Origin of the sequence: Buttiauxella ferragutiae (genome assembly GCF_022637515.1) — a bacterium.
In the GTDB taxonomy this organism is placed as follows: Bacteria; Pseudomonadota; Gammaproteobacteria; order Enterobacterales; family Enterobacteriaceae; genus Buttiauxella; species Buttiauxella ferragutiae.
Map to the genome: position 1 here is coordinate 5,056,220 of NZ_CP093332.1, position 26,147 is coordinate 5,082,366.

At 51.1% G+C, this 26,147-nt stretch carries 24 protein-coding genes; 6 read left to right on the top strand and 18 right to left on the bottom strand.

What is annotated here, in order from left to right; all coding sequences use genetic code 11:
• Positions 1 to 3 precede the first annotated feature (3 nt).
• The 3 genes from trkH to pepQ are packed head-to-tail and all read right to left on the bottom strand — an operon-like array spanning position 4 to position 3,442.
• The gene (trkH, locus tag MNO13_RS23240; protein WP_064541422.1) at positions 4 to 1,455 is read right to left on the bottom strand and encodes a Trk system potassium transporter TrkH; all 1,452 of its coding nucleotides are present in this window, start codon (positions 1,453 to 1,455) and stop codon (positions 4 to 6) included.
• 41 nt (positions 1,456 to 1,496) lie between these two features.
• Positions 1,497 to 2,111 (bottom strand): IMPACT family protein, encoded by a 615-nt coding sequence (locus tag MNO13_RS23245; protein WP_064541425.1) that lies wholly within the window; start codon positions 2,109 to 2,111, stop codon positions 1,497 to 1,499.
• The gene (gene pepQ, locus MNO13_RS23250; RefSeq protein ID WP_064541428.1) at positions 2,111 to 3,442 is read right to left on the bottom strand and encodes a Xaa-Pro dipeptidase; all 1,332 of its coding nucleotides are present in this window, start codon (positions 3,440 to 3,442) and stop codon (positions 2,111 to 2,113) included. The genes MNO13_RS23245 and pepQ overlap by 1 nt, the downstream gene beginning before the upstream one ends.
• A 193-nt stretch (positions 3,443 to 3,635) precedes the next feature.
• Here pepQ and fadB point away from each other — a divergent pair, with 193 nt between their 5' ends.
• Both fadB and fadA read left to right on the top strand, forming a co-directional pair.
• On the top strand, positions 3,636 to 5,825 hold the full coding sequence (fadB, locus tag MNO13_RS23255) for a fatty acid oxidation complex subunit alpha FadB (protein ID WP_064541431.1): 2,190 nt from the start codon (positions 3,636 to 3,638) through the stop codon (positions 5,823 to 5,825).
• A 9-nt stretch (positions 5,826 to 5,834) separates the two neighbouring features.
• A complete protein-coding gene (fadA, locus tag MNO13_RS23260) occupies positions 5,835 to 6,998 on the top strand; it encodes an acetyl-CoA C-acyltransferase FadA (protein ID WP_121814559.1) in 1,164 nt (387 codons plus the stop codon).
• A gap of 186 nt (positions 6,999 to 7,184) precedes the next feature.
• Here fadA and fre read toward each other — a convergent pair whose 3' ends face one another.
• Complete coding sequence (gene fre, locus MNO13_RS23265; RefSeq protein WP_121814560.1) at positions 7,185 to 7,886, bottom strand: NAD(P)H-flavin reductase; 702 nt, start codon at positions 7,884 to 7,886, stop codon at positions 7,185 to 7,187.
• Positions 7,887 to 7,933: 47 nt separating this feature from the next.
• Positions 7,934 to 9,427, bottom strand: a complete 1,494-nt coding sequence (gene ubiD / locus MNO13_RS23270) for a 4-hydroxy-3-polyprenylbenzoate decarboxylase (protein ID WP_133523153.1) — start codon at positions 9,425 to 9,427, stop codon at positions 7,934 to 7,936.
• Positions 9,428 to 9,603: 176 nt separating this feature from the next.
• Between ubiD and rfaH the strand changes: the two genes are divergently transcribed.
• A complete protein-coding gene (rfaH, locus tag MNO13_RS23275; protein WP_064541440.1) occupies positions 9,604 to 10,092 on the top strand; it encodes a transcription/translation regulatory transformer protein RfaH in 489 nt (162 codons plus the stop codon).
• Between the two features lie 42 nt (positions 10,093 to 10,134).
• On the opposite strand, the gene hemB is transcribed toward rfaH, so the two are convergent.
• The 10 genes from hemB to udp form a co-directional block, all read right to left on the bottom strand.
• Positions 10,135 to 11,157 (bottom strand): porphobilinogen synthase, encoded by a 1,023-nt coding sequence (gene hemB / locus MNO13_RS23280; protein ID WP_121814561.1) that lies wholly within the window; start codon positions 11,155 to 11,157, stop codon positions 10,135 to 10,137.
• 15 nt (positions 11,158 to 11,172) lie between these two features.
• Positions 11,173 to 11,952, bottom strand: a complete 780-nt coding sequence (gene tatD / locus MNO13_RS23285) for a 3'-5' ssDNA/RNA exonuclease TatD (protein WP_121814562.1) — start codon at positions 11,950 to 11,952, stop codon at positions 11,173 to 11,175.
• A gap of 42 nt (positions 11,953 to 11,994) precedes the next feature.
• The gene (tatC, locus tag MNO13_RS23290; RefSeq protein ID WP_064541450.1) at positions 11,995 to 12,786 is read right to left on the bottom strand and encodes a Sec-independent protein translocase subunit TatC; all 792 of its coding nucleotides are present in this window, start codon (positions 12,784 to 12,786) and stop codon (positions 11,995 to 11,997) included.
• A 2-nt stretch (positions 12,787 to 12,788) separates the two neighbouring features.
• Positions 12,789 to 13,355 carry a Sec-independent protein translocase protein TatB gene (tatB, locus tag MNO13_RS23295; RefSeq protein WP_241939357.1) on the bottom strand — a complete coding sequence of 189 codons (567 nt, stop codon included), beginning with the start codon at positions 13,353 to 13,355 and terminating at the stop codon, positions 12,789 to 12,791.
• A 3-nt stretch (positions 13,356 to 13,358) separates the two neighbouring features.
• On the bottom strand, positions 13,359 to 13,619 hold the full coding sequence (tatA, locus tag MNO13_RS23300; RefSeq protein ID WP_064541456.1) for a Sec-independent protein translocase subunit TatA: 261 nt from the start codon (positions 13,617 to 13,619) through the stop codon (positions 13,359 to 13,361).
• Between the two features lie 83 nt (positions 13,620 to 13,702).
• Positions 13,703 to 15,343 carry a ubiquinone biosynthesis regulatory protein kinase UbiB gene (gene ubiB / locus MNO13_RS23305; RefSeq protein ID WP_241939358.1) on the bottom strand — a complete coding sequence of 547 codons (1,641 nt, stop codon included), beginning with the start codon at positions 15,341 to 15,343 and terminating at the stop codon, positions 13,703 to 13,705.
• Positions 15,340 to 15,960, bottom strand: a complete 621-nt coding sequence (ubiJ, locus tag MNO13_RS23310; RefSeq protein ID WP_064541462.1) for a ubiquinone biosynthesis protein UbiJ — start codon at positions 15,958 to 15,960, stop codon at positions 15,340 to 15,342. The genes ubiB and ubiJ overlap by 4 nt, the downstream gene beginning before the upstream one ends.
• A gap of 13 nt (positions 15,961 to 15,973) precedes the next feature.
• Complete coding sequence (gene ubiE, locus MNO13_RS23315) at positions 15,974 to 16,729, bottom strand: bifunctional demethylmenaquinone methyltransferase/2-methoxy-6-polyprenyl-1,4-benzoquinol methylase UbiE (protein WP_064541465.1); 756 nt, start codon at positions 16,727 to 16,729, stop codon at positions 15,974 to 15,976.
• 91 nt (positions 16,730 to 16,820) lie between these two features.
• On the bottom strand, positions 16,821 to 18,254 hold the full coding sequence (rmuC, locus tag MNO13_RS23320) for a DNA recombination protein RmuC (RefSeq protein ID WP_232887265.1): 1,434 nt from the start codon (positions 18,252 to 18,254) through the stop codon (positions 16,821 to 16,823).
• 135 nt (positions 18,255 to 18,389) lie between these two features.
• Positions 18,390 to 19,151 (bottom strand): uridine phosphorylase, encoded by a 762-nt coding sequence (udp, locus tag MNO13_RS23325; RefSeq protein ID WP_034492150.1) that lies wholly within the window; start codon positions 19,149 to 19,151, stop codon positions 18,390 to 18,392.
• A 257-nt stretch (positions 19,152 to 19,408) separates the two neighbouring features.
• Between udp and MNO13_RS23330 the strand changes: the two genes are divergently transcribed.
• Positions 19,409 to 20,236: a dienelactone hydrolase family protein gene (locus MNO13_RS23330; protein WP_237930881.1), complete on the top strand. Its 828-nt coding sequence runs from the start codon at positions 19,409 to 19,411 to the stop codon at positions 20,234 to 20,236.
• A gap of 199 nt (positions 20,237 to 20,435) precedes the next feature.
• Positions 20,436 to 20,669 carry a hypothetical protein gene (locus MNO13_RS23335; protein WP_237930873.1) on the top strand — a complete coding sequence of 78 codons (234 nt, stop codon included), beginning with the start codon at positions 20,436 to 20,438 and terminating at the stop codon, positions 20,667 to 20,669.
• Between the two features lie 422 nt (positions 20,670 to 21,091).
• Here MNO13_RS23335 and metE read toward each other — a convergent pair whose 3' ends face one another.
• Entirely contained in the window at positions 21,092 to 23,353 is a 2,262-nt protein-coding gene (metE, locus tag MNO13_RS23340) for a 5-methyltetrahydropteroyltriglutamate--homocysteine S-methyltransferase (protein ID WP_241939359.1), read from the bottom strand.
• 121 nt (positions 23,354 to 23,474) lie between these two features.
• On the opposite strand from metE, the gene metR reads away from it, so the two are divergent.
• Positions 23,475 to 24,428, top strand: a complete 954-nt coding sequence (gene metR, locus MNO13_RS23345) for an HTH-type transcriptional regulator MetR (RefSeq protein ID WP_241939360.1) — start codon at positions 23,475 to 23,477, stop codon at positions 24,426 to 24,428.
• On the opposite strand, the gene MNO13_RS23350 is transcribed toward metR, so the two are convergent.
• Both MNO13_RS23350 and yigL read right to left on the bottom strand, forming a co-directional pair.
• The gene (locus tag MNO13_RS23350; RefSeq protein WP_241939361.1) at positions 24,316 to 25,215 is read right to left on the bottom strand and encodes a carboxylate/amino acid/amine transporter; all 900 of its coding nucleotides are present in this window, start codon (positions 25,213 to 25,215) and stop codon (positions 24,316 to 24,318) included. The genes metR and MNO13_RS23350 overlap by 113 nt on opposite strands.
• Positions 25,216 to 25,327: 112 nt before the next feature.
• Entirely contained in the window at positions 25,328 to 26,134 is an 807-nt protein-coding gene (yigL, locus tag MNO13_RS23355) for a sugar/pyridoxal phosphate phosphatase YigL (RefSeq protein ID WP_064541488.1), read from the bottom strand.
• Positions 26,135 to 26,147: the final 13 nt, after the last annotated feature.

A 26,147-nucleotide genomic window follows, 5' to 3' on the forward strand; every position in this document is an offset into this window, starting at 1 on the left:
CGATTACTCTCGCCAGAAGGTTGGCGTAAACAGTACAAGTAAAGTAAACACTTCAAGACGACCAAACAGCATATTGGCTATCAATATCCATTTTGCCACAGGATTCATGCTGGCGAAGTTATCAGCCACAACCCCCAAACCTGGGCCGAGATTATTCAGCGTTGCCGCCACTGAAGCAAAGGCGGAGAAATCATCCACGCCGGTGGCGATAATCGCGAGCATGCTGAGGATAAACACCAGCGCATAGGCAGAAAAGAATCCCCATACTGCTTCAAGGATACGTTCGGGCAGGGCTCGATTGCCAAGCTTGATGCTATAGACCGCATTGGGGTGAACAAGTCGCTTCAGTTCGCGGTTGCCTTGTTTGAACAGCAACAGAATACGGATGACCTTCAGACCACCACCGGTCGAACCAGCACACCCCCCTATAAAAGCAGAGCACAACAACAGCACCGGTAAGAATAGAGGCCAGCGAGCAATACTATCAGTCGTAAACCCGGCGGTCGTCGCCATCGAGACCACCTGGAAGAATGCCTGGTTTAGCGTAAGCAGGGCGGTTTGGTAAGTGTTGTGGAACCAGAGTACTAAGGTACAGATAGCCACCAGCGTCAGTTGCACGCCAATAAACATGCGGAACTCAGGGTCACGCCAATAGACTTTTATATTACGCCCGCTTAATAGAGAGAAGTGCAGGCCATAGTTACAACCGGAAATCAGCAAGAAGATGGCGATAATTGTATTAATGGTTGGGCTGTCGAAATAACCGACGCTGGCATCATGAGTAGAAAAACCACCAATCGCGATAGTCGCAAAGCTGTGACCTATTGCATCAAACGCAGGCATCCCTGCAAACCAAAGTGCCAACGCACAAGCGACAGTTAACAGAACATAAATAATCCACAGAGTTTTTGCGGTATCTGCAATACGCGGGCGCATCTTATTATCTTTAAGCGGCCCCGGCATTTCGGCACGGTATAGCTGCATCCCGCCGACGCCCAGAATCGGCAGAATGGCCACTGCCAGCACGATGATCCCCATGCCGCCAAACCACTGCAACATTTGCCGATAAAACAGAATGGCGTGAGGAAGCGTATCCAGCCCGACAAGCGTTGTCGCACCGGTGGTAGTTAAACCCGAGAACGATTCAAAGAATGCATCAGTAATAGTGAGATTCGGTTGTTCCGCGAAGATAAAAGGCAGCGCACCCACGCTCCCCAACACCGTCCAGAACAAGACGACGATCAGGAACCCTTCTCGTGGTTTCAACTCACTTTTTTGCCGCCGGTTAGGCCACCACAAAAAAGAACCAATCAGTAGCGCTGCGAAGAAAGTCTGGGTGAAAGCTCGGCCAGCACCATCGCGATAAATTAAAGCTACCAACCCAGGAATAATCATGGTCACGGAAAATAGAATGACTAACAGACCAACGATTCGGGTTATGGCGCGAAAATGCATTTCAGCCGCTTCCTTAACTATCAATAAAATACGAGTGGGGATTATTGTTCAGCCGGCAATAAATGCAATGCACCGCGGCTAAAATCAGCAAGTCTGACTGAAAAGTCAGCAAGTTTCGCGTGTGGTAACGCGATAAGTAATAAAACAGACGCCTGAAAATCACTTTGCACCACAACGCCGTCACACTGTTTAAGCAACGCCTCGATTCCGGCAAGCTGCGCGTACTCACATTGCAAAGTATATTCGGTTAACGGAGTTTTGAGCACGGTAGGCAATTGATTTAACGCTGCCTGCACCCCGCCGCCATAGGCTTTCACCAGGCCGCCAGTACCTAGTTTGATGCCGCCAGAATAACGTACGACGACTGCGGTAATTTCACCAATACCACTTCCCATAAGCTGGGCAAGCATCGGCTTACCGGCTGTGCCAGCAGGCTCACCATCATCAGAAAAGCCTAACTGCTGCGAGTCATCTGGCGCACCAGCCACCCAGGCCCAGCAATGATGCCGGGCCGTCGGGTGCTCTGAACGTACTTTTTCAAGAAATGCTTTCGCCGCAATTACGCCAGTCGTATGAGCGACCAGAGTAATAAAGCGGCTTTTCTTGATTTCCTCACTGAACGCAACGGTTTCAGCGGGAATCAGCCAACTATCCATTACGCCAGTTTCAGATCGCGCGTCATGTTTTCAATACTATTTTCATGAACAATCACGTTGTCTTCAATGCGAACGCCACCGAAAGGTTTCATTGCCTCAATGCGCTGCCAGTCAAAGTGCTTGCTGTACTGGCCTTCGCGCCACGGTGCGAGCAAAGATTCAATGAAGTAAATGCCCGGTTCAATGGTCAGAACCATACGCGGTTCAAGAATACGCGTGCAACGCAGATACGGATACTGAGAAGGTGCAGCAAGGTGTGTACCGGAATCATCCTGCATAAAGCCTGCAACATCATGCACCTGCAAACCCAGCGGGTGGCCCAGACCATGTGGCATAAATGGCCCAGTGATGCCGGTTTCAACCATCGCTTCTTCGCTAATCCCGGTAACCAATTTATGGCGGCTCAGCAGCTTCGCGATACGTTGATGGAACTGGATGTGGTAATCGGTGTAGCGCACACCTGCTTTCAGGGTATCAATCAGCGCTAGTTGCTCGCTGTTAACGTCTTTAACCAGTTGTGCATAATCGTTATCGCTTTTTGCCGACCAGGTACGCGTTAAATCAGCCGCATAACCGTTATATTCCGCGCCAGCATCCAACAGGAAACTGCGCATTTCGGCAGGTGCGCGGTTCTCAAGTTTGGTGTAATGAAGAACTGCTGCGTGCTCGTTGAGCGCAACAATGTTGCCATAAGGCACATCGGTATCGCGATGTCCGGTTGCGGTCAGATACGCGAGATTAATGTCAAATTCGCTCATTCCAGACAGGAACGCTTCGTGAGCCGCCTGATGACCAACCACTGCGGTTTTCTGCGCTTCACGCATACATGCCAGCTCATAATCAGTTTTATAAGCACGATGATAATGCAGGTAATCAATCACCCCTTTCGGGTTGATGTTAGCGCCCTGGATTTCAAGCTGTACGGCACGCTCTGGAACCGGCCCGATATAACCGATATTGCCACGCGCGGCAGGCAACTGGCTGCCAATGCCATCAGCTTTCGGCAGCGCAATCACTTCAATTTCGTCAGTCCAGAAGGATTCTGGCAGCGGCTCAACGTTGTGCCAGTAATCAACCGGCAGATAGAACCACAGCTTCGGTTTGTTAACACCATCCACCAGCAGCCAGCAGTTTGGCACTTGTGTCACCGGAACCCAGGCTTTGAATTGTGGGTTAACTTTGAACGGATATGGATGATCATCGAGGAAGACGTTGACTAGCTCGCCCGAGTGAATCAACAGCGCGTCAAGATTGAAGCGCGCCAGAACATTGCGGGTGCGCTCCTGCAAAGTTGCCACATGATCTTTATAAAGTGAGGCCAGTGAATCCATGATTTACCCTTCTGGTTTTTTATAAACTGAACGCCACGCATCTTAGCACACCGTAAACAGAGCGAACTTATTTCCAGCGGCTGTGATCATCTTTGCAAATATTTAAAGAGTTATTTGCATTTCATTAACATCAATTCCACACTCACCTTCATCTGGTACGACCAGATTCCATTGCTGGATTCAGGAGACTGACATGCTCTACCAAGGTGAAACCTTACATCTCGACTGGCTGGAAGATGGCATCGCAGAATTGGTATTCGATGCCCCCGGTTCAGTGAACAAACTCGACACCGCGACCGTAGCAAGCCTGGGCCACGCGCTGGATGTACTGGAAAAGCAGCCTGGTCTGAAAGGCCTGCTGCTCAGTTCCAACAAAGCCGCGTTTATCGTTGGTGCGGATATTACTGAATTTCTGTCGCTGTTCCTGGTTCCTGCGGAGCAACTGACTCATTGGCTGCAATTTGCCAACAGCGTCTTCAATCGTCTGGAGGACTTGCCGGTTCCGACCATTGCAGCAGTGAATGGTTACGCCCTTGGCGGCGGTTGTGAATGTGTACTGGCAACCGATTATCGCCTGGCAACACCAGATACCCGTATTGGCCTGCCAGAAACCAAACTCGGCATCATGCCTGGTTTCGGTGGATCTGTACGTTTACCTCGTTTGCTGGGTGCTGATAGCGCGCTGGAAATTATCACCGCCGGTAAAGATGTCGGCGCGGTTGAAGCGCAAAAGCTCGGCTTAGTCGACGGCATCGTTAAAACTGAGAAACTGCGCGACGGCGCACTGGCGGTATTACGCCAGGCGATTAATGGCGATCTGGACTGGAAAGCCAAACGCGCGCCAAAACTGCAGCCGCTGAAGCTGAGCAAAATCGAAGCCACCATGAGCTTCACCATTGCTAAAAGCATGGTGATGCAGATTGCGGGCAAGCACTACCCTGCCCCGATGACGGCAGTCAAAACCATCGAAGCCGCGGCAAGAATGGGCCGTGACGAAGCATTACAACTGGAGACTCAAAGTTTCGTGCCGTTGGCGCGTTCCAATGAGGCCCGTGCGCTGGTCGGGATTTTCCTTAACGACCAATACATAAAAGGTCAGGCGAAGAAGCTGACCAAAAATACCGAAACCCCGAAACAGGCAGCCGTTCTTGGTGCCGGGATCATGGGCGGCGGCATTGCTTACCAGTCTGCCTGGAAAGGCGTACCGGTATTAATGAAGGACATTAACGAGAAGTCGCTGGAGCTGGGTATTAACGAAGCCAGCAAGCTGCTGAACAAACAGCTGGAACGCGGCAAAATTGACGGCATGAAACTGGCGGGTGTGATTGCCACCATTCATCCAACACTCGATTACGCCGGTTTTGAGCGTGTCGATGTGGTAGTTGAAGCAGTGGTAGAAAACCCGAAAGTGAAGAAAGCCGTTCTGGCAGAAGTGGAAGATAAAGTTCGTGCGGATACCGTTTTGGCGTCGAACACCTCCACCATTCCAATTGGCGAACTGGCAAACAGCCTGAAGCGCCCGGAAAACTTCTGCGGCATGCACTTCTTTAACCCTGTGCACCGCATGCCGTTAGTGGAAGTGATTCGCGGCGAGAAAACCTCTGAGCAAACTATCGCGAAGGTTGTTGCGTGGGCCAGCAAAATGGGCAAAACGCCAATCGTAGTGAACGACTGCCCTGGCTTCTTCGTCAACCGTGTGCTGTTCCCGTACTTTGCCGGCTTTAGCCAGCTGATGCGCGACGGTGCCGATTTCCGCCAGATCGACAAAGTAATGGAAAAGCAGTTCGGCTGGCCGATGGGCCCGGCATACCTGCTGGATGTAGTCGGTATTGATACCGCGCACCACGCGCAGGCTGTTATGGCTGCCGGTTTCCCACAGCGTATGCAGAAAGATTATCGCGATGCGGTCGACGCCATGTTTGACGCAGGCCGTTATGGCCAGAAAACCCAGCAGGGTTTCTATCGCTACAAACAAGACAGCAAAGGCAAACCGCGTAAAGAACAAGACGAAGCCACCGATAGCTTGTTGGCTGATGTCAGCAAACCGCGCCAAAACTTTAGCGACGAAGAGATCATCGCTCGCATGATGATCCCAATGGTCAACGAAGTCGTGCGCTGCCTGGAAGAAGGCATTATCGCCAGCCCGGCAGAAGCAGATATGGCACTGGTTTACGGCCTGGGATTCCCTCCGTTCCACGGCGGCGCATTCCGTTGGTTAGACACCATCGGCAGCGCGAAATATCTCGATATGGCGCAACAGTACGAACATCTTGGCCCGCTTTACCAGGTGCCGGACGGTCTGCGTACTAAAGCGTCCCGTAACGAGCCGTACTATCCACCCGTTGAGCCAGCGCGCCCAGCCAGTGACCTGAAAAGTGCCTGAGGAGTGATTATGGAAAAGGTTGTAATTGTTGATGCCATCCGCACCCCGATGGGCCGTTCAAAAGGCGGTGCGTTTCGTAATCTGCGTGCGGAAGATCTTTCTGCCCATCTGATGCGTGGCATTTTGTCACGCAACCCGGCTTTAGAAGCCGCTGCACTGGATGACATTTATTGGGGCTGTGTGCAGCAGACGCTGGAGCAAGGTTTTAATATTGCTCGTAACGCCTCGCTACTGGCAGAAATCCCACATTCAGTACCGGCGGTTACAGTGAACCGCCTGTGTGGTTCTTCGATGCAAGCGCTGCACGATGCTGCTCGTATGATTCAGACCGGTGATGCGCATGCTTGTCTGGTAGGCGGCGTGGAACATATGGGCCACGTGCCGATGAGCCATGGTGTTGATTTCCATCCAGGCCTGAGCCGCAACGTTGCAAAAGCAGCTGGCATGATGGGCTTAACCGCCGAAATGCTGTCTCGTATGCATGGTATCAGCCGTGAAATGCAGGATCAGTTTTCTGCACGTTCACACCAGCGAGCCTGGGCTGCAACCGAAGCGGGTCATTTCAAAAATGAAATTCTGGCAACCAGCGGCCATGACGCAGACGGTGTGCTCAAACGTTTTGATTACGATGAAGTGATTCGCCCGGAAACTACAGTTGAAGGTCTGGCGGCATTGAAACCTGCGTTTGATCCGGTCAATGGCACCGTTACAGCAGGCAGTTCTTCCGCGCTTTCCGATGGTGCCTCAGCGATGTTGCTGATGAGCGAGTCACGCGCCAAAGAGCTGGGCCTGAAGATCCGCGCTTATGTTCGCTCTATGGCAGTCGTTGGCTGCGATCCATCCATTATGGGTTACGGCCCAGTTCCGGCATCACAACTGGCGTTGAAAAAAGCGGGCCTGACTGCCGCCGACATAGACCTGTTTGAGATGAACGAAGCCTTCGCCGCACAGATCCTGCCATGTATTAAAGATCTGGGGCTGATGGATAAGATCGACGAGAAGATTAACCTGAATGGCGGTGCGATTGCACTGGGTCACCCGCTGGGTTGTTCCGGTACACGAATCAGCACCACGCTGCTCAATTTGATGGAACGTCGCGATGCGCAGTTTGGCCTCGCCACCATGTGCATCGGATTGGGTCAGGGGATTGCCACAGTTATTGAACGCGTTTAAGGAATTGATCCAATTTTCAAAGTCATTGATGTTGTAACGCGGCGGCAAATGAGCGAATCCCGATGAGCTTACTAAAGTAAGTGATTCGGGTGAGCGAATGCAGCCAACAAAGTTACAACACCAAGGACGCAGAAAAAAGTTTAGTTGCCGTTTTTCCCGCCTGTCAGGGGCGGGTTTTTTATTGCATTAGATAAACGAAAACGCGTCGCCAAACATGCGGTCGGCCTGCGCACTACGTTCATTGCAGAACAGGTCACGGGCAATTTTCGCCATTTCAAAACGTCCGGCAATATAGATGTCGTGCCCGGCAAGCGTTCCGTAATCCTGCATCACCGCGGTTAACACAGTGCCAGTACGCCCACGCCAGCCTGTTTCCGGTTGCTCAACCACCGCTTCAACACGCAGATTCGGGTGAACCACGGACAGCGCTTCTAACTCAGACAGATCATAAAGATGTTTATCTTCACGGCCGCCCCAGTAAATGGCGATTTCACGCTGCGGGTTACGCGCCAGCGCCGTCAGCAAAATAGAACGCACATAAGAGAAGCCGGTCCCGCCAGCAATCAGAATCAACGGGCGATCTTCATCTTCACGCAGCCAGGCATCGCCGTGTGGAATATCAACAACGATTTCTTTCTCTTTCAGAATGCGATCCATCACCGCCATGGCGTACAGATTGATATCTGATGCGCCAATGTGCAGTTCGATAAACTCCTGGTCGCTCGGCGTGGATGCCATGGAGAACGGGCGTTTATCGCGCTCATCCATCACCACCATCAAATACTGCCCGGCCTGAAAGGAGAATTTCGCTTCCGGCAGTAATCGAACGCGATACACCGTGTCAGTTATCGCTTCTACCGAGGTCACTTTACAGCTTAAGGTTGTCATGCTTCCCCTCTGTCGGGTCAATAATGCAAAACGGTAAAACCCGCCGATCAGGCGTTTTTACTGTCGTCGAAAATAGCCAGTTCATCCCAGATAGCATCAATACGCGCACATACTTCTGCATCTTTCTTAATAGGACGCCCCCACTCACGCTGGGTTTCCCCAGGCCATTTATTGGTGGCATCCAATCCCATTTTTGAGCCAAGGCCGGAAACCGGCGAGGCAAAATCCAGGTAATCAATTGGCGTGTTTTCTACCAGAACGGTATCACGTGCCGGGTCCATCCGCGTGGTGATGGCCCAAATTACATCGTTCCAGTCACGCGCATTAACATCGTCATCGCAGACAATGACAAACTTGGTATACATGAACTGCCGCAAGAAAGACCAGACGCCCATCATCACGCGTTTCGCGTGGCCAGCGTACTGCTTCTTGATAGTGACAACCGCAAGGCGATAAGAACACCCCTCCGGCGGCAAGTAGAAATCGACAATTTCCGGGAACTGCTTTTGCAGAATGGGCACAAACACTTCATTCAATGCCACGCCGAGAACCGCAGGCTCATCTGGCGGGCGACCGGTGTACGTTGAATGATAAATCGCATTCTGGCGCTGGGTTATATGCGTCACGGTAAACACAGGGAAGTCATCTACTTCATTGTAGTAGCCCGTGTGGTCACCATATGGCCCTTCAGGTGCCATTTCGCCAGGCTCGATATACCCTTCCAGCACAATTTCAGCGCTAGCTGGCACTTCAAGATCGTTAGAAATACACTTAACAACTTCGGTTTTTGTACCACGTAGCAAACCAGCAAAAGCATATTCTGACAAAGTATCTGGCACTGGAGTGACCGCGCCAAGAATGGTTGCCGGATCAGCACCCAGTGCAACAGAAACCGGGAACCGCTCACCAGGATGTTCAGCACACCACTCCTGGAAATCCAGCGCGCCGCCGCGATGCGAAAGCCAACGCATGATCAGTTTATTTTTGCCAATCAGTTGTTGGCGATAAATCCCGAGATTCTGCCGTTCTTTATGCGGACCACGCGTTACCGTCAAACCCCAGGTAATCAGCGGCGCGGCATCTTCAGGCCAACACTGCATAATCGGAATACGAGATAAGTCGACTTCATCCCCTTCCCAGATTTGTTCCTGGCATGGGGCATTACGCAGACGCTTAGTCGGCATATTCAGGACTTGTTTAAACTGCGGAAGTTTATCGAATAAATCGCGGAAACCCTTCGGTGGCTCGGGTTCTTTCAGGAAGGCCAGTAATTTCCCGACTTCACGCAGCGCAGAAACATCTTCTTGCCCCATTCCCATCGCGACGCGTTTCGGAGTGCCGAACAGGTTGCACAGCACCGGCATGTCGTACCCTTTTGGATTCTCAAATAACAGAGCCGGGCCATTAGCGCGCAAAGTACGATCGGCAATTTCAGTCATTTCCAGGTACGGATCGACAGGCATTGCGATACGCTTTAGCTCGCCGCGTTGTTCAAGTAGTTCCAGAAAGTCGCGTAGGTCGTGGTATTTCATGCCATTAATCATCGTCAGGATTTGGCGGACATTATACGGGCTTCATGCAGCGCATGCTGTATTTTTGTTAAAAAGGTGTAGATGGTTGCCTGATGACCAAACAGTCATTGGTTATACTTCTGCTGTCTATCTCTCATACCAGCCTTTTGCTATTCTTCCGCGGCTGATTAGGAAAAAGAGACATTATGGAATCCTGGTATCTTTTGTACTGCAAAAGGGGTCAATTACTGCGGGCGCAAGAACATCTTGAGCGTCAGGAAGTGAATTGCCTCACCCCGATGATCAAAATTGAAAAGATCGTGCGAGGAAAACGCACTGCGGTCGACGAACCATTGTTTCCAAATTATATGTTTGTCCGCTTTGATCCTGAGACTATTCACACCACGACAATACATTCAACGCGTGGCGTCAGCCATTTCGTCCGCTTCGGCAGCCTTCCAGCCACTGTACCGAATGATGTGATTGAACAACTTATCCATCATCAGCCAGAAAACGTGACTGACCCAGACACCCCTTATCAGGGCGATCGCGTGGTGATAACTGAAGGGGCATTCGAAGGTTTGGAAGCTATCTTCAGCGAACCGGACGGTGAAGCCCGCTCTATGCTGCTGCTGAATTTGTTGAATAAACAAGTGATGCAGAGTGTGAAGAATACCGATTTCAAAAAGACGTAAAAAAGGCCAGCGATTGCTGGCCTCTTAGTCTGTATTCCGTTCCTAGCGCTGCATTTGCTCGTCGTGCAGCCATTGTGCGACACGCTTCGAGAAGTACGTCAGCACACCATCTGCGCCGGCACGTTTAAAGCACAACAGTGATTCCATAATGGCCGGTTTTTCTGCCAGCCATCCGTTTTGAATCGCCGCCATATGCATCGCATACTCACCAGAAACCTGATAGGCAAATGTCGGCACGCCGAAAGTATCTTTCACGCGGCGAACCACATCCAGATAAGGCATACCCGGTTTCACCATCACCATATCCGCGCCTTCTTGCAAATCCTGCGCAACTTCCTGCAATGCTTCATCGCTATTGGCCGGGTCCATCTGATAGGTCTTTTTATTGCCGCCTTTCAGGTTGCCGGATGAGCCAATTGCGTCGCGGAACGGGCCGTAATAACAGGATGCGTACTTCGCTGCATAAGACATGATTTGGGTGTTCACTAAACCATCCAGCTCAAGCTGATCGCGAATCGCGCCGATGCGCCCATCCATCATATCGCTTGGCGCGATGATTTCGGCTCCGGCTTCTGCATGAGACAGCGCCTGACGTACCAGAATCTCACGAGTAATGTCGTTGATAACGTAACCGTCTGCATCAATCACGCCGTCCTGGCCGTGAGTGGTATACGGATCAAGCGCAACGTCAGTCAGTAAACCCAGTTCTGGCACGGCATCTTTCAGTGCACGAACCGCACGCTGAACCAGGCCGTTCGGGTTATAAGCTTCTTCAGCATGCAGCGACTTTCCTGCGCTCTCGATGACCGGGAACAGGGACAGCACCGGCACACCCAACTTCGCAACGGCCTCCGCTTCTTTGAGCAGCAAATCGATAGTCATGCGGTAAACGCCCGGCATTGACGACACTTCTTCCTGACGGTTTTGACCTTCCATCACGAACACAGGGTAGATCAGGTCGTTAACCGTTAACTGATTTTCTGCAACCAGGCGGCGGCTGAAATCGTGACGACGAACGCGGCGCATACGGCGGCCAGGAAACGTACCGGGAAATGCATAGCTCATTAATTTTCTCCTGATTTAAGCCAGCCGGAAAAGACGGCGGGCATTGTCATCTGTTACTTGCGCAAGCCAGGTGGGGTCTTCTCGACGCCATTCGGCTACCTTGTTCAGGATATGCGGCAAGTAGCAGGGTTCGTTCCGGCGGGAAGCAGGTTTTGGTTTTAGATCCCGCGGTAACAAATAGGGGGCATCAGTTTCCAGCAACAGTTGATGTGCTGGGATTACCGGTAGCAGCTCACGTAATTCAAGGCCGCGGCGCTCATCGCATACCCAGCCAGTGACACCTATAAAAATGCCTCGGGCCAGGCATTCACGAACTTCATTTTCTGTTCCGGTAAAACAGTGCAAAACCACACCCGGTAACTTATCCAGCCACGGGTCCAGCAGAGCAATAAAGCGTTCGTGTGCTTCCCGACAATGTAAAAATACCGGCATCATCAGGTCTGCAGCAAGGGCCAGTTGTGCGGTAAAAGCGCGTTCTTGTTCAGCTGGCGTCGAGAAATTACGGTTGAAATCCAGGCCACACTCACCAATAGCTACCACTTCCGGCGCACCCGCAAGCTCGCAAATCACAGCCGCAGTTTCATCTTGCCATTGGCTGGCATCATGCGGATGAACACCCGCAGTAGACCAGCAGCCCTGATACTGTTGTGCCAGTAACAATGCCTGCTGACTTTCGTGAATATTTGTCCCGGTAAGCAGCATGCCGCTCACGCCGGCATGATGTGCGCGAGCCACAACGTCAGCGTGGTCTTTAGCAAACTGTGAGCTGGTAAGATTTACACCGATATCAAACATAGCGTCTTCCAAACGACGACCGCCCTAATGGGCGGTCTGAAATTATGATTCTTTTTTAGAGTGATCGTCTTCTGCTTCTGGAGCATCTTCCGGGTCTTCCTCTCCACCTCTGCGCCCTTTACCGACGTAGAAACGAGAGAAAAATACACCAACTTCAAACAGGCAGTACATCGGTATTGCCAGCAGCGTTTGCGAGAAAACATCAGGCGGCGTTAACAACATGCCAACAACAAATGCACCAACCAGAATATACGGACGCTTTTTCTTAAGCGCTTCAGGCGTTGTTACACCCATCCAACACAACAGAATAATGGCAACGGGGACTTCAAAAGCCACGCCAAATGCCATAAATAGCGTCATGACAAAATCAAGGTACTTGCTGATGTCAGTCGACACCACCACACCTATCGGGGCGGTTTTTGTCAGAAAACCAAATGCGAGCGGGAACACCACAAAATAAGCAAAAGCGATGCCGATATAAAACAGCATTGAGCTGGAAAACAGTAACGGCATAACCAGCTTGCGCTCGTGCTTATAGAGCGCAGGGGCGATAAACGCCCAAATCTGATAAAGAATGACCGGTGCAGACAAAAATACCGAAACATAAATCGTCAGTTTGATTGGGGTGAAAAACGGTGACGCCACATCAGTCGCAATCATCGTTGAGCCAATAGGCATCTGCTTAATCAGCGGTGAGGCGACAATCTGATAGATGTCATTGGCAAAGTAAACCAGTGCCAGGAAAATCACCAGCACAGCGATAATGCTATTTAACAGTCGCTTGCGCAGCTCTATCAGATGGCTGATAAGCGGTTGGGTATCTTCAACGGCCATGTTTACTGTTTATCACTCGAAGTTGGGGAAGACGCTGGAGTTTTGACGGGCTCTGCTACAGGTTTAATCTGAGGTTGAATCAGCTCTTCAGAAACCTCTGCTGCCGCTGCAGCTGATGCAGGAACAACTGCTTCAGTTTCAACAGCGGGCGCTTTCTCAGGCGCGCTGGCCTGATGCGCAGCAGTAGCTGGAGTCACGCCATCATGGCTGTCCTGGGCATCTTTCACTAGTGGGTTATGGATGGTGTGAGCTTCGTCACTCGCCTTTTCAGGGCCGAGAGTGTACGAGCGCTTCATCGACTCTGCTGCCTGACGCAGCTCATCCATTGATGCCTTTAGTTCCGGAGTGAGGTTATCCATGCTCGCTTTTTCAACCTTCTTCAGGCTGTCTTGTAGCTCCTGGATTTTCAACTCCTGAACCAGTTCGTTTTGTACAGTTGCTGCCAGCGAACGCAAAGCACGGACCCAACCGACGACCGTTTTAACGGCCACAGGCAAACGCTGTGGCCCGAGTACGATCAAGCCAATCACAAAAACCAGTAGCAGCTCACTGAAACCAATATCGAACACGGTTTACACCTGCTCTTTATCGTTGCTCTTTGCTTCGTCTTTTTTCACATCAGCTGGTTGCTTATCGGCCAGTGTTTTTGCTGTGAAATCAGCATCCTGAGCAGATTTATCTTTCTCTTTGTCTTCATCGTCACTCATGGCTTTTTTAAAGCCTTTGATGGATGCGCCCAAATCAGAGCCGATAGAACCCAGTTTCTTAGTACCGAAAAGCAGAACCACGATGACAGCAATGATCAACAATTGCCAAATACTGATACCACCCATAATGTTGCCTCAAATCACTGTGATGAATAGATTACGGTCTGTATTGTACCGCACGTTGTCCGTTAAAAACGATTAAAAACAGCTCAGGATGAGCGCCGCCAGCCAATCAACCAGGCCACGATGCCACCGGCCATTATCCAGGCGGGCATAAATTCCCACTCTGGCTTATTAATCAACAGCAAAGTACCACTGAGCATCAACACCGCACCAATACCAAACAGATAGCGTGACTGCGACTGGCGTACCTGGTTGCGTTGCAAATCGCGCGTTATTTTATCAACACTGTGCTGCAATTGTTTACCCTGACGCAAACTGTCGTACATCAGTTCTGGAAGTTCTGGCATTTTTTCTATCCAGAACGGGGCTTTTTCTTTAAGTGTACGAATAAGAGCCGGAATACCAACCTGATCTTTAATCCAGTCTTCCAGGAAAGGTTTGGCGGTTTTCCACAAATCCAGCTGTGGATAAAGCTGCCTTCCCAGGCCTTCAACGTAAAGCAGTGTCTTTTGTAGCAAAACCAGCTGTGGTTGCACTTCCATATTAAAGCGGCGTGCCGTATTGAACAGGTTCAGCAGCACATGGCCAAAGGAAATTTCCGCTAATGGCTTTTCAAAAATAGGCTCGCAAACGGTGCGAATAGCAAACTCGAAGTCTTCAACATTGGTTTCTGGAGGTACCCAACCTGAATCAACGTGCAGTTCAGCAACTTTGCGATAGTCACGGTTAAAGAAAGCGATAAAGTTTTCAGCCAGGTAGCGTTTGTCTTCTTTATTGAGCGAGCCGACAATGCCGCAGTCGATACCAATGTATTGCGGATCTTCAGGATGCTCGTAGCTGACAAAAATATTTCCAGGGTGCATATCCGCATGGAAGAAGCTGTCGCGGAAAACCTGGGTGAAGAACACTTGCACGCCGCGTTCCGCTAACAGTTTCATGTTGGTGCCTTGCTTGTGAAGCATCGCAATATCTGAAACGGGAATACCGTAAATTCGCTCCATCACCATCATGTCCTGGCTGCAATAGTCAGAGAACACTTCCGGCACATACAGCATCGGGCTGTCTTCAAAATTGCGGCGTAACTGAATGGCGTTTGCCGATTCACGCAACAGATTCAGCTCATCGATCAAGGTTTTTTCATATTCGCGTACCACTTCGAGCGGGCGTAAACGGCGGCCATCCGGCATCAAGCGCGGTACCCAGCGTGCGAGGCGATAGATGAGTTTCATATCCGCTTTAATGATTGGCAGGATGTCCGGGCGAATCACTTTGATGACCACATCTCGGCCATTCTCTTTCAGGCGAGCAGTATGCACTTGCGCGATAGAAGCCGATGCGAGCGGTGTTATGTCGAAATCGTCAAACCAGGTTTCAATGGGAATCCCCCCCATCGCCTCTTCGATTTGTTTCTTAGCCAATGCCCCGTCAAAAGGTGCAACACGGTCTTGCAACATAGCGAGCTGGTCAGCGATTTGTGGTGGGAACAGGTCACGACGGGTAGAGAGCATCTGCCCAAACTTGATCCATACCGGCCCCAGTTCCTGCAATGCCAGACGTAAACGCTCGCCGAGAAGTTTGTCTTTATGGCGGTTTGGCATCCAGAAAAGCATGCGCCGCCAGATGCGTAACGGCAGCGTAATACGAATGCATGGGATCAGCTCATCCAGACCATAACTGAGAAAAGTACGGATAATGAAATAGAGGCGACGAATTTCTCCAGGCGTCATTTGTTCTCCAGTTTGTCCAGTCGCGCAATGAGTGCGTCAACCTTACGTTCGACTGCTGCCGTTTCCTCGGCAAACCATGCGACTTCCAACGACCCCGGTGCCATTCTCCACTCTTCAGTAATGGCTTCTGAAAGGTATTGTTGGTTACGGGCAAATCCTTTTTTCAACAACTTACCGCCACCGCGAATCACTTTGCTGATGCCTTCCGCAGCAATATCACCGATATACGGAGCTAATAATTCAGCAGGGTCGAACTCAGCCAGATCCATCAACGCGACCCAATTCTGGACCACCTGAAGATCGCCTTCCACCTCCAGCTCACCGCTGCGAATGAGCGCGGTAAGCTGCTGTCGGTCACGCAATTTCGGTAATGTGCTCAGCCCAGTTTTCACCAGACAGTCGGCTTCGCCTTCCCACTGCGCTAACACATCAAGTTGTTGCTCGCTGAAGACCAGCACAATCGGCGATGAGAACTCTTTGAGTTCAACACGCAACACCTTACCCACTAAGCGCTGACGCGCGGCTTTCAATCCACGGTCACGCCAGAGAAATGTATTGAGGATATTTTCTATTCCAGCAGTGATTAGCGGCGTACCTGAAGAAAGCAGCAATGGCATCACGAGTTCCCTGTCAGAATTTATAACCACGGTGCAGTGCAACCACGCCAGCGGTCAGATTGAAGTAGGTGGTATTTTCAAAGCCAGCCTCTTCCATCATCGCTTTCAATGTTTCTTGATCCGGGTGCATACGAATAGATTCAGCCAGGTAACGGTAGCTTTCGGCATCTTGTGCAACAATTTCACCGATACGCGGCAAAATATGGAAAGAATAGGCATCGTAGGCTTTGCTCAGGGGTTCGATAATCGGTTTGGAGAATTCCAGAACCAGCAGGCGACCACCTGGTTTTAATACGCGGTACATTGAACGCAGTGCTTTTTCTTTATCGGTCACATTACGCAGGCCGAAAGAGATAGTGATGCAGTCAAAGAAGTTATCCGGGAAAGGCAAGGCTTCAGCGTTAGCCTGAACATAGTTCACATTGCCAACCACACCGATGTTGCGCAGTTTTTCGCGCCCCATTTTCAGCATTGAGTCGTTGATATCCGCCAGAACCACTTCGCCCGTTTCGCCAACCAGACGGGAGAACTTAGCGGTTAAATCACCGGTGCCTCCCGCTAAATCGAGTACACGCTGACCACGACGGACACCACTGCAATCAATGGTGAAACGCTTCCAGATGCGATGGATGCCGAATGACATCAGGTCATTCATGACGTCGTATTTTGCGGCCACAGAGTGGAACACATTAGCGACCATATCGGCCTTTTGTTCTTTCGCTACAGTGCGAAAACCAAAGTGTGTTGTTTCCTGGGATTCTTCAACCATCTCAATGCCTGCTTATCCAAAAAATGTTCATGAAGTGTAACAGAACGAGCCCTAAAGCCCTATGCTTCAAGCTGCAGGGATTAACCTGAACTTAACGCTCACCAACGATACGTCGGTTCTCTAAACTGTTGTCCGTGCTCTTTTCTTCGTCGTTTTCATGCTCGTGGCGAACTGAATTCTCGTCTTCTTCAAATCTGGCCTGCTCGACCAATTCTGGATTAATCTCACGTTTAACCTCAACGCCCAGCCCACGAAACGCATCGGCCTGCACGAGAATATTACCGCGTCCTGAAGAGAGCTTTTTCATCGCCTGCCGGTAGTTGTCCTGGGCTTTATCCAGGCTTTGGCCTATCGCCGACATGTCATCCACAAAGAGGCGCATTTTGTCATACAGGCGACTGGCACGTTCGGCAATTTGTTGCGCATTCCGGCTTTGATGCTCATAACGCCACAAATTGGCAACGGTTCTTAACGCCACCAGCAAGGTCGTCGGGCTAACCAGCATGATGTTATTTTTCAGGGCTTCGCTGATGAGTTCAGGCTGGCGGTCAATCGCCAGTAAAAATGCGGGTTCGACGGGGATAAACATCAAAACATAATCCAGCGAACGCAAACCCGGTAATTGCTGATAATCTTTGCGGCCCAGCATACGAATGTGGTTACGCATCGCTGCAATATGTTCGTTGAGCGCACTTTCTCGCGTTAACTCGTCGTCGCCATTGTAATAACGTTCATAGGCCACTAACGTCATCTTGGCGTCGATCACCACATCTTTACCCTGTGGCAAACGCACGATCACATCAGGCTGCATACGGCTGTTATTTTCGAGCTGAATATTCACCTGTGTTTCGTATTCATAACCTTCGCGTAAACCTGACGCCTCCAACACCCGCGTCAAGATCACTTCGCCCCAATTGCCCTGAGTTTTGTTATCCCCTTTCAGGGCTTTGGTGAGATTCAGTGCCTCTTGCGCCATTTGGGCATTCAGCTGTTGCAGGCTGCGGATTTCATGAGTCAGCGTGTGGCGTTCACGAGCCTCCTGGCCAAAACTTTCCTGGACCTGGCGGCGGAAACCATCCAGTTGCTCACGCAGCGGCGACAGTAACCCGTTCAAACTCTGGCGGTTTTGCTCTTCAACTTTGCGGCCACTTTGCTCAAAAATACGGTTAGCGAGGTTTTCAAATTGCTCGCTCAGGCGTTGTTCGCTGTTGAGCATCTGGCGATGTTTGTCATCGGCATTCAGGCGGGTTTGTTCCAGCAATGTGGAGAGTTCGCGAATATCAGCTTCTTGCGCACTGTTGATTTCGAGCTGGGTGCGTAGCTCGCGATTAAGCTGCTCACACTCCGCTTTCCAGTGCTGATTTTGCTGCAACTCTTGCCGGGCCGCAGTCAGTTCGCCGTAGATTTCTCGTTGTTCTTCATGCAGTGCGGATTGCCGCCCGGCAGCCCGCAAACTTGCCAGCAACCAACCCGTCAAAACCCCCACCAGCGTAACGCCGATGCCGAATAAAATAGAAAGATCCACAGTCACTCCTACAAGCCATGCCAAACCCCAGCAAAATAAAATTCTGCTGTATAAATGTCCAGATGAAAAGGGATTTCCTGCGAGGTGTTACGCAAAGCGTAAAAATTAAGCCGGCTTGCACCGGCTTTGGGGAAACTAGATTAAGCGGCGAGCCGCTTCCACGACGATTTTCACCGCATGGCTTTCGGTTTTCTTCATGGTCTCAGCGTTCGGGATCTCTTGCTGAGTACGGTTTACAATCACACCAGCAACCATACCCGCACGCAAGCCCTGGCTTGCACACATGGTCAGAAGGGTCGCAGATTCCATCTCGTAGTTCATCACGCCCATCTGCTGCCATTCTTCCATGGAGCCTTTGTAGCGGTTAACAACGCGGCCTGAGAAGGTGTCGTAGCGTTCCTGACCCGGGTAGAAGGTATCAGAAGATGCCGTCACGCCAATGTGCGTGGTCGCGCCGATAGATTTCGCGGCTTCAACCAGTGCGGTGGTACAAGCAAAATCTGCAACTGCTGGGAATTCCATTGGTGCAAAGTGCAGGCTGGCACCGTCAAGGCGCACAGACGCGGTGGTCACCAGAACATCACCAACATTAATATGCGGCTGAATAGCGCCTGTCGTCCCGATACGCAGGAAGGTACGAATACCCAGTTGTGCCAGTTCTTCCACAGCGATTGAAGTAGACGGGCCGCCGATACCGGTAGAGCACACGATAACTGGCTTGCCGTCTAATTCCGCACGCCAGGTAGTAAATTCACGGTGGGCAGCCAGTTTGACCGGCTTGTCCATCAGCACAGCGATTTTTTCAACTCGCTCAGGATCACCCGGGACGATGGCAAGTGTTGCCCCCTGCAGATCACTTTTGGTTAGGCCGAGGTGAAAAACATCAGACTTGGACATAACAGAACTCCTGCGTTGAATAGATTGGCTTGCGCCTCAAGAAGGTACTTTACAGAACCCCTGCAAAAAATTTCGTGACGCATTTCACTTTGAATGAAACAAATTACATCAATTTCATATTTTTTGGTGACTCCTGTCACATTTAAGCGTGCTACCTGTTCCTTTTTCAGACAGCGAAAACATTTTAGTCTGGAGATTAGCCTAAATAAATCCTGGCTATAGTTATCGCACTGCGCTAATCAAAAAGGAGAATGCTAATGAAAGAAGAACAAGCCACAGGTCATTTGCCGGGCGGGAATTTTGCGCCAGCGGCCTCCCCACCTGCTTCAACAGTACTGCATACCCCAGATGACGCAATTCAGGCCGGGGAAACCTCGATTCCCACCCGGGGCGAGAATATGCCCGCTTATCACGCCCGCCCAAAAGACGCGGCAAGTTCTTTGCCTATCGTAATTGTGGTGCAGGAAATTTTCGGTGTGCATGAACATATTCGCGACATTTGCCGCCGTCTGGCGCTGGAAGGGTATCTCGCCATCGCGCCAGAGCTTTATTTCCGTCAGGGCGATCCTAATGAGTATGCCGACATTCCAACTTTATTCAGCGGGCTGGTATCCAAAGTACCTGATGCACAAGTGCTGGCCGACCTCGATCATGTCGCCAATTGGGCGGCTCGTAACGGCGGTGATGCTCATCGCCTGATGATGACTGGCTTTTGCTGGGGCGGACGGATTACCTGGCTGTACGCCGCGCATAATCCTCAATTAAAAGCAGCGGTAGCGTGGTACGGCAAGCTGGTCGGCGAAAAGTCGTTAAATTCACCGCATTACCCTGTAGACGTTGCCATTAATTTGAACGCGCCGGTTTTGGGATTGTATGGCGCAGAAGATACCAGTATTCCGCCTGAAACTGTGGAGACCATGCGTCATGCGCTGCGCGCCGCAAATGCCAACGCAGAAATCATTGTTTACCCGGAAGCGGGCCATGCGTTCAATGCTGACTACCGCCCGAGCTATCATGAAGAGTCCGCAAAAGATGGCTGGCTACGCATGTTGCAGTGGTTCGTACGCTATGGTGCGAAGAAGTAACGAATACGACCCTGGCCATGGTCAGGGTATTAACCAAAGGAGGGGTGAAGGAAATAGCGTAAATGAGATAAACAACATGTCACTCTGATTAGAATAATAAATAGAAAACTACATTCCCGCCACAACAATACATACCTTCCACCAATGAATTATCACTTAACCATATAAATATTTCATTGTTGATAATTCATTTATAAAAATGTTGCATCTCAATATTATCGGAAAAAAAATAAAAACATTAAAGCTTGTGGGTGGTATTGCAATTTTGTTAAGTGCACCAATAGTTCTTACAACATTTTTTATTATTGCAATAGGTATCGGTCTAAATGTAGGGTTAAATACGTTAGATAACGAAATGGGTTTATCTGCCAGCCTAAAAGAAAAACTTCGCATTGCACTCGCAACAAGAACAGCGAACAAAGGAGTGGAATAGCCAACATACGTCGCTATTTTTCAATCTATTCTCTAATGCATCGAGCTAAAAAATGAGTAAAGAGACTATTTTACATTGGATTATTATTAAGTTCGCTAATGTAGCATTGCTGCTTTCAGCATCAGCTTATTTGGGGGGGCATTTAGTGTTTTCACATTTCTTATATTTTTAATTATCGCATTCCTGCTCCCTATATGGTTGATGTTCTCACCTTATAGCAACTGCCCTCAGGAAAGACTCGGCGCCTATTATGTTACCGATTTAGAACTCTGTAAGACCATCGACCCGAGAAACTGGAAAATCGAAAAAATAAACCAGGGTTGACGATGGTGATCGGAGCAGGAATATCAATAATTGGCTAAGTCGACGGTATGTACGAATACCCTCTCCCTGAGGGAGAGGGTTAGGGTGAGGGCAAAAAATCAAGCGCTACGCAGGTTCTGTGCCGCTTTTACCATGTTTGCCAACGCCTGGCGGGTTTCCGGCCAGCCGCGGGTTTTCAGCCCGCAGTCCGGGTTCACCCACAAGCGCTCAGCCGGAACAGACTCTGCCGCTTTCTTAAGTAATGCTTCAATCCATTCCACACTTGGCACGTTTGGCGAGTGGATGTCATACACGCCCGGCCCAATTTCGTTCGGGTATTCGAACTCTTTAAACGATTCCAGCAAGTCCATATCGGAACGTGAGGTTTCGATAGTGATCACGTCTGCATCCAGCGCCGCAATGGAATCCATGATGTCGTTGAACTCGCAGTAACACATGTGAGTGTGGATCTGCGTGTCGTCGCGCACTACGGCGGCATTCAGGCGGAAGGCTTCCACGCCCCATTCCAGATACGCCTGCCAGTCGGACTGGCGCAGCGGTAAACCTTCGCGCAGTGCGGGTTCGTCAATCTGGATGATGCCGATACCTGCAGCTTCCAGGTCTGCCACTTCGTCACGCAGCGCTAAGGCGATTTGTTTAGCGATGGTTTCACGGCTCACGTCTTCGCGGGGGAATGACCAGCAAAGAATGGTGACCGGGCCAGTTAGCATGCCTTTCACTGGTTTGTCGGTCAGGGATTGCGCGTACTTCGCCCATTCCACCGTGATAGCTTCCGGGCGGCTGATGTCACCAATAACAACCGGTGGTTTCACGCAGCGAGAACCGTAGCTTTGCACCCAACCGTTTTGGGTAAACACGAAGCCGTCGAGGTGTTCGCCGAAATATTCCACCATGTCGTTACGCTCGGCTTCACCGTGAACCAGCACGTCCAGACCTAAACGTTCCTGCTCAGCAACAGCCTGTTTGATGTGTTCAGCAATACCGGTGCGGTAGTTGTTGGCGTCCAGATTGCCTTTTTTGAAATCGAGGCGCAGGCCACGGATTTCAGTGGTTTGCGGGAACGAACCGATCGTCGTTGTCGGCCAGGCTGGCAGATTGAAGCGCTGACGCTGAGCCTGAGCACGAACGGTGTAGTCGTTCTGGCGTTGGCTGTCTTGCGCAGTGATCGTCGCCAGGCGCTGTTCTACTGCCGCATTATGTACGCGTTGTGAATGACGGCGAGCCTGAATCGGCGCACTCCACTCAACCAGTTTTTCTGTGTTACCGCTGTTCAGCGCGTCAGTCAGCAAAGACAATTCGGCACATTTTTGCAGAGCGAAGGCAAACCAGCTTTTCACTTCTGAATCCAAACGTGTTTCAACGCTCAGGTCGATTGGGCTGTGCAGCAGTGAGCAAGAAGAGGCAACCCACAGATCACGTTTACCAACAAGGTCTTTAAGCTGCGCATATTTCTCAGTCAAATCCGCACGCCAGACGTTGCGGCCATTAATCACGCCGGCTGACAGCAGCCAGCCAGCAGGCAATTGCTGATGCAGCGCGTTGATGTCGTCTTTGCCATGCACGAAGTCAACGTGCAAACCCTGCACAGGCAGCGCGGTGATGGTATTCAGGTTTGGCGTCACGCCTTCAAAATAGGTGGTTAGCAGCAGCTTAACTTTGCCAGCCAGCGCGTCGTAAGCCGGTTTGAAAGCATCCAGCCAAACTTGCGGTAACTCCAGCACCAGCGCTGGTTCGTCAATTTGCACCCATTCGATACCGCGTTTTGCCAGTTCAGCCAGCACCTGCTGGTAAACCGGAAGAATATCTTTCAGCAGGCTCAGGCGGTCGAACTGCTTGCCTTTCACTTTACCCAACCACAGATAAGTGACCGGGCCAAGCAGCACAGGTTTCACGTTGTGGCCGAGTGCCAGCGCTTCGTCGACTTCATCCAGAAGCTGCGTCCAGGTCAGTTTGAACTGCTGGCCTTGGGTGAATTCCGGAACCATGTAGTGGTAGTTGGTGTTAAACCATTTGGTCATTTCAGCGGCTGCGGCAGGTTCACCCGTTGGCGCACGGCCACGGCCCAGGCGGAACAGGGTATCGAGACTGACGCTGCCGTCCGCGTTCTGATGACGAGCCGGCACATTGCCAAGCAGCAAGCTGGTGGTCAGAACGTGATCGTACCAGGCGAAGTCGCCTACAGGCAGTAATTCCACACCCGCTTCTTTTTGTTGTTCCCAGTGGCGGGCACGCAGTTCGCGGCCCACCGCCAGTAATTCTTCCTGAGTGGAGTTGCCCGCCCAGTAACTTTCTTGTGCTTTTTTCAGTTCGCGACGCAGGCCAACACGGGGGAAGCCGAGGGTGTGATTTTTAATAGTCATGTTCTTTCCTCAATATTCATTATTCGACGCATTTAGCCGTCCAGATGTTTACACATCTATAATCAACAGGTACTGTATAATCCTCAAGCGCAATTTGCTCATGCCGAAGTGAAGGACATTCATGATCGAGATCAAACACCTGCGGACGCTACAGGCGTTACGAAATTGCGGCTCTTTAGCCGCCGCCGCCGCCGCGTTGCATCAAACCCAATCGGCGCTTTCTCATCAGTTCAGCGATCTGGAGCAGCGCCTTGGGTTCCGCTTGTTTGTTCGTAAAAGCCAGCCACTGCGCTTTACTCCGCAGGGCGAAGTGCTGTTACAACTGGCTGAACAGGTGCTGCCACAAATAAGCCGTGCCCTTCAGGCTTGTAACGAACCACACCAGACTACGCTGCGAATCGCCATCGAATGCCATAGCTGTATTCAGTGGCTGACACCGGCGCTGGAGAACTTCCACAAGAGCTGGCCGCAGGTGGATTTGGATTTCAAATCAGGCGTGACGTTTGACCCACAGCCTGCTTTGCAGCAGAGCGAACTGGATATCGTTTTAACCTCGGACATTCTGCCGCGCAGTGGCCTGCACTATTCGCCGATGTTTGATTATGAAGTGCGCCTGGTGCTGGCCACGGATCACTCGCTGGCAAACAAAACGCGTATTGAGCCAGAAGATTTGAGCAGCGAAACGTTGTTGATTTACCCGGTGCAGCGCCAACGTCTGGATATCTGGCGCCATTTCTTGCAACCGGCTGGAGTTAGCCCATCGCTGAAGAGTGTCGATAACACATTGTTATTGATCCAGATGGTATCAGCACGCATGGGCATTGCCGCACTGCCGCATTGGGTGGTGGAGAATGTTGAACGCCAGGGTTTGGTGGTGACCAAAACCCTGGGCGAGGGACTGTGGAGCCGGTTGTATGCCGCCGTGCGCGATGGCGAACAGCGGCAACCCGCTACGGAAGCGTTTATTCGCTCGACGCGTTCACACGCGTGCGAGCATCTGCCGTTTGTGCGGAACGCGGAGCGACCCAACGGCGATGCACCCATAGCGAAGCCATTATCACCGTCCCACCAATAATGAAACTCGGCCAGTGGGGTTGCTCTTGCCAGATGGCGAGGTTAACCAGCAGCCCTGCCGGAACATGCACGTTGTTCATGATGCCGAGTGTCCCCGCATCCACTTGAGTCGCGCCATAGTTCCACATGAAGTAACCCAGCCCGGATGCCACCACGCCGAGCCATATCAGGATGCCCCATTGCAGATGGGTCGTTGGGAGCTTTTGTGGGTTCCCCAGCGCAAACCATGCCGTCACCGCCACGATAAAAGCGCCAAGATAAAACCATGAAAATGCGCAGTGCTGCGGCATCGGGCGCGTTTCCATCAGGCGTTTGTAGCCGACCATACCGATGGCGAAACAGATGTTTGCCGCCTGTACCAAAAGCAGGCCAATCCAGAAGTGATCGCTGACTTTATCATAGCGAATAATCGCCGCACCTATCACCGCCAGTCCTGCACTCAATGCATATCCCCAGCGCAATTTATTACCGCTTATCAAATCGTAAATCAGCGTGACATACAGCGGCGTCATCACCGTAAACAGCAGGAATTCCGAAACGGTGAGGTAGAGATAAGCCTGGAAGCTAAACAGGTACATCACACCAAGTTGCAGCGCACCCACCAGCATATAAAGCAGCAGTGTTTTCACGCTGTAGCCTTTAAAACGCAGGAACGGCAAGAACACTAACGCCGCAAGCCCGACGCGCATCAGCACGGAAAAATAGCTGTCGACATGCCCGGCAAGGTATTCGCCAATCAGGCTAAAAGAGAAGGCCCACAGAATGGTGGTGATGATGAGTAACGGCACGATGAAGTCTCTACAACAGGCAATTTATTCACCATTGTAGCGAAGGGTATGACGCGGAGTTGAATTATTTGGTTGACGAGTGGTGATTAATTCACCACTCGTTTTTCACGAATTAATCTTTACCGAGGAACATTTTACGCAGGTAATGTGGAACGGCGTTATCCGCGTTGGTACCAATCACTTCCAGCTCTGGCAACAAGTCTTTCAGGCGCTGGTGAGCGTTGCCCATGATGCAGCCTTTACCCGCCATGCTGAGCATTTCAGCGTCGTTCATGCCGTCGCCAAAAGCGATGCACTCTTTCAAGCTATAACCCATCGCTTTGGATACCGCTTCCAGTGCGTGGCCTTTCGATACGCCACCCGCCATCACTTCCAGGCAAGTCAGGGTTGAGAAACTCACGTTGACGCGGTCACCCCAACGGGCAATTAACGCTTGCTCAAGCGGCAGCAGTTTTTCGTGCGAATCGCAGGTAAAGAACACTTTGCTGACGCCATCGGATTCCAGCAAACCAGGCTCAAACAGGCTGTAATTGAACACCGCTTCTTTAAAATATTTCATCTCTTCCGGGCGGTGGCGGTTCATAAACCACTGGTCACCACGGTAGACGTTGGTCACGATATCTTGATTGGTATGCACCACACCAAACAGATCATGAGCGATGTCGGTATCAAGGTCGTGACTGAACACCAGGTTGCCGTCTGTATCGTGAACGCGCGCACCGTTTGAGGTGATCATGTAGGCTTTGATTTCGAGGTTGTCGCGGATTTGCCCGACATCAATATGGTGACGACCGGTCGCGAAAACGAAGTGAACGCCTTCAGCGGTGAGCAGTTTCAGCGTTTCTTTAGCATACGGGGTCAGAAGGTGGTCGGGGGACAGCAACGTGCCATCTAAGTCAGACGCAACGACATGGTACATAGGATTAGTAAAC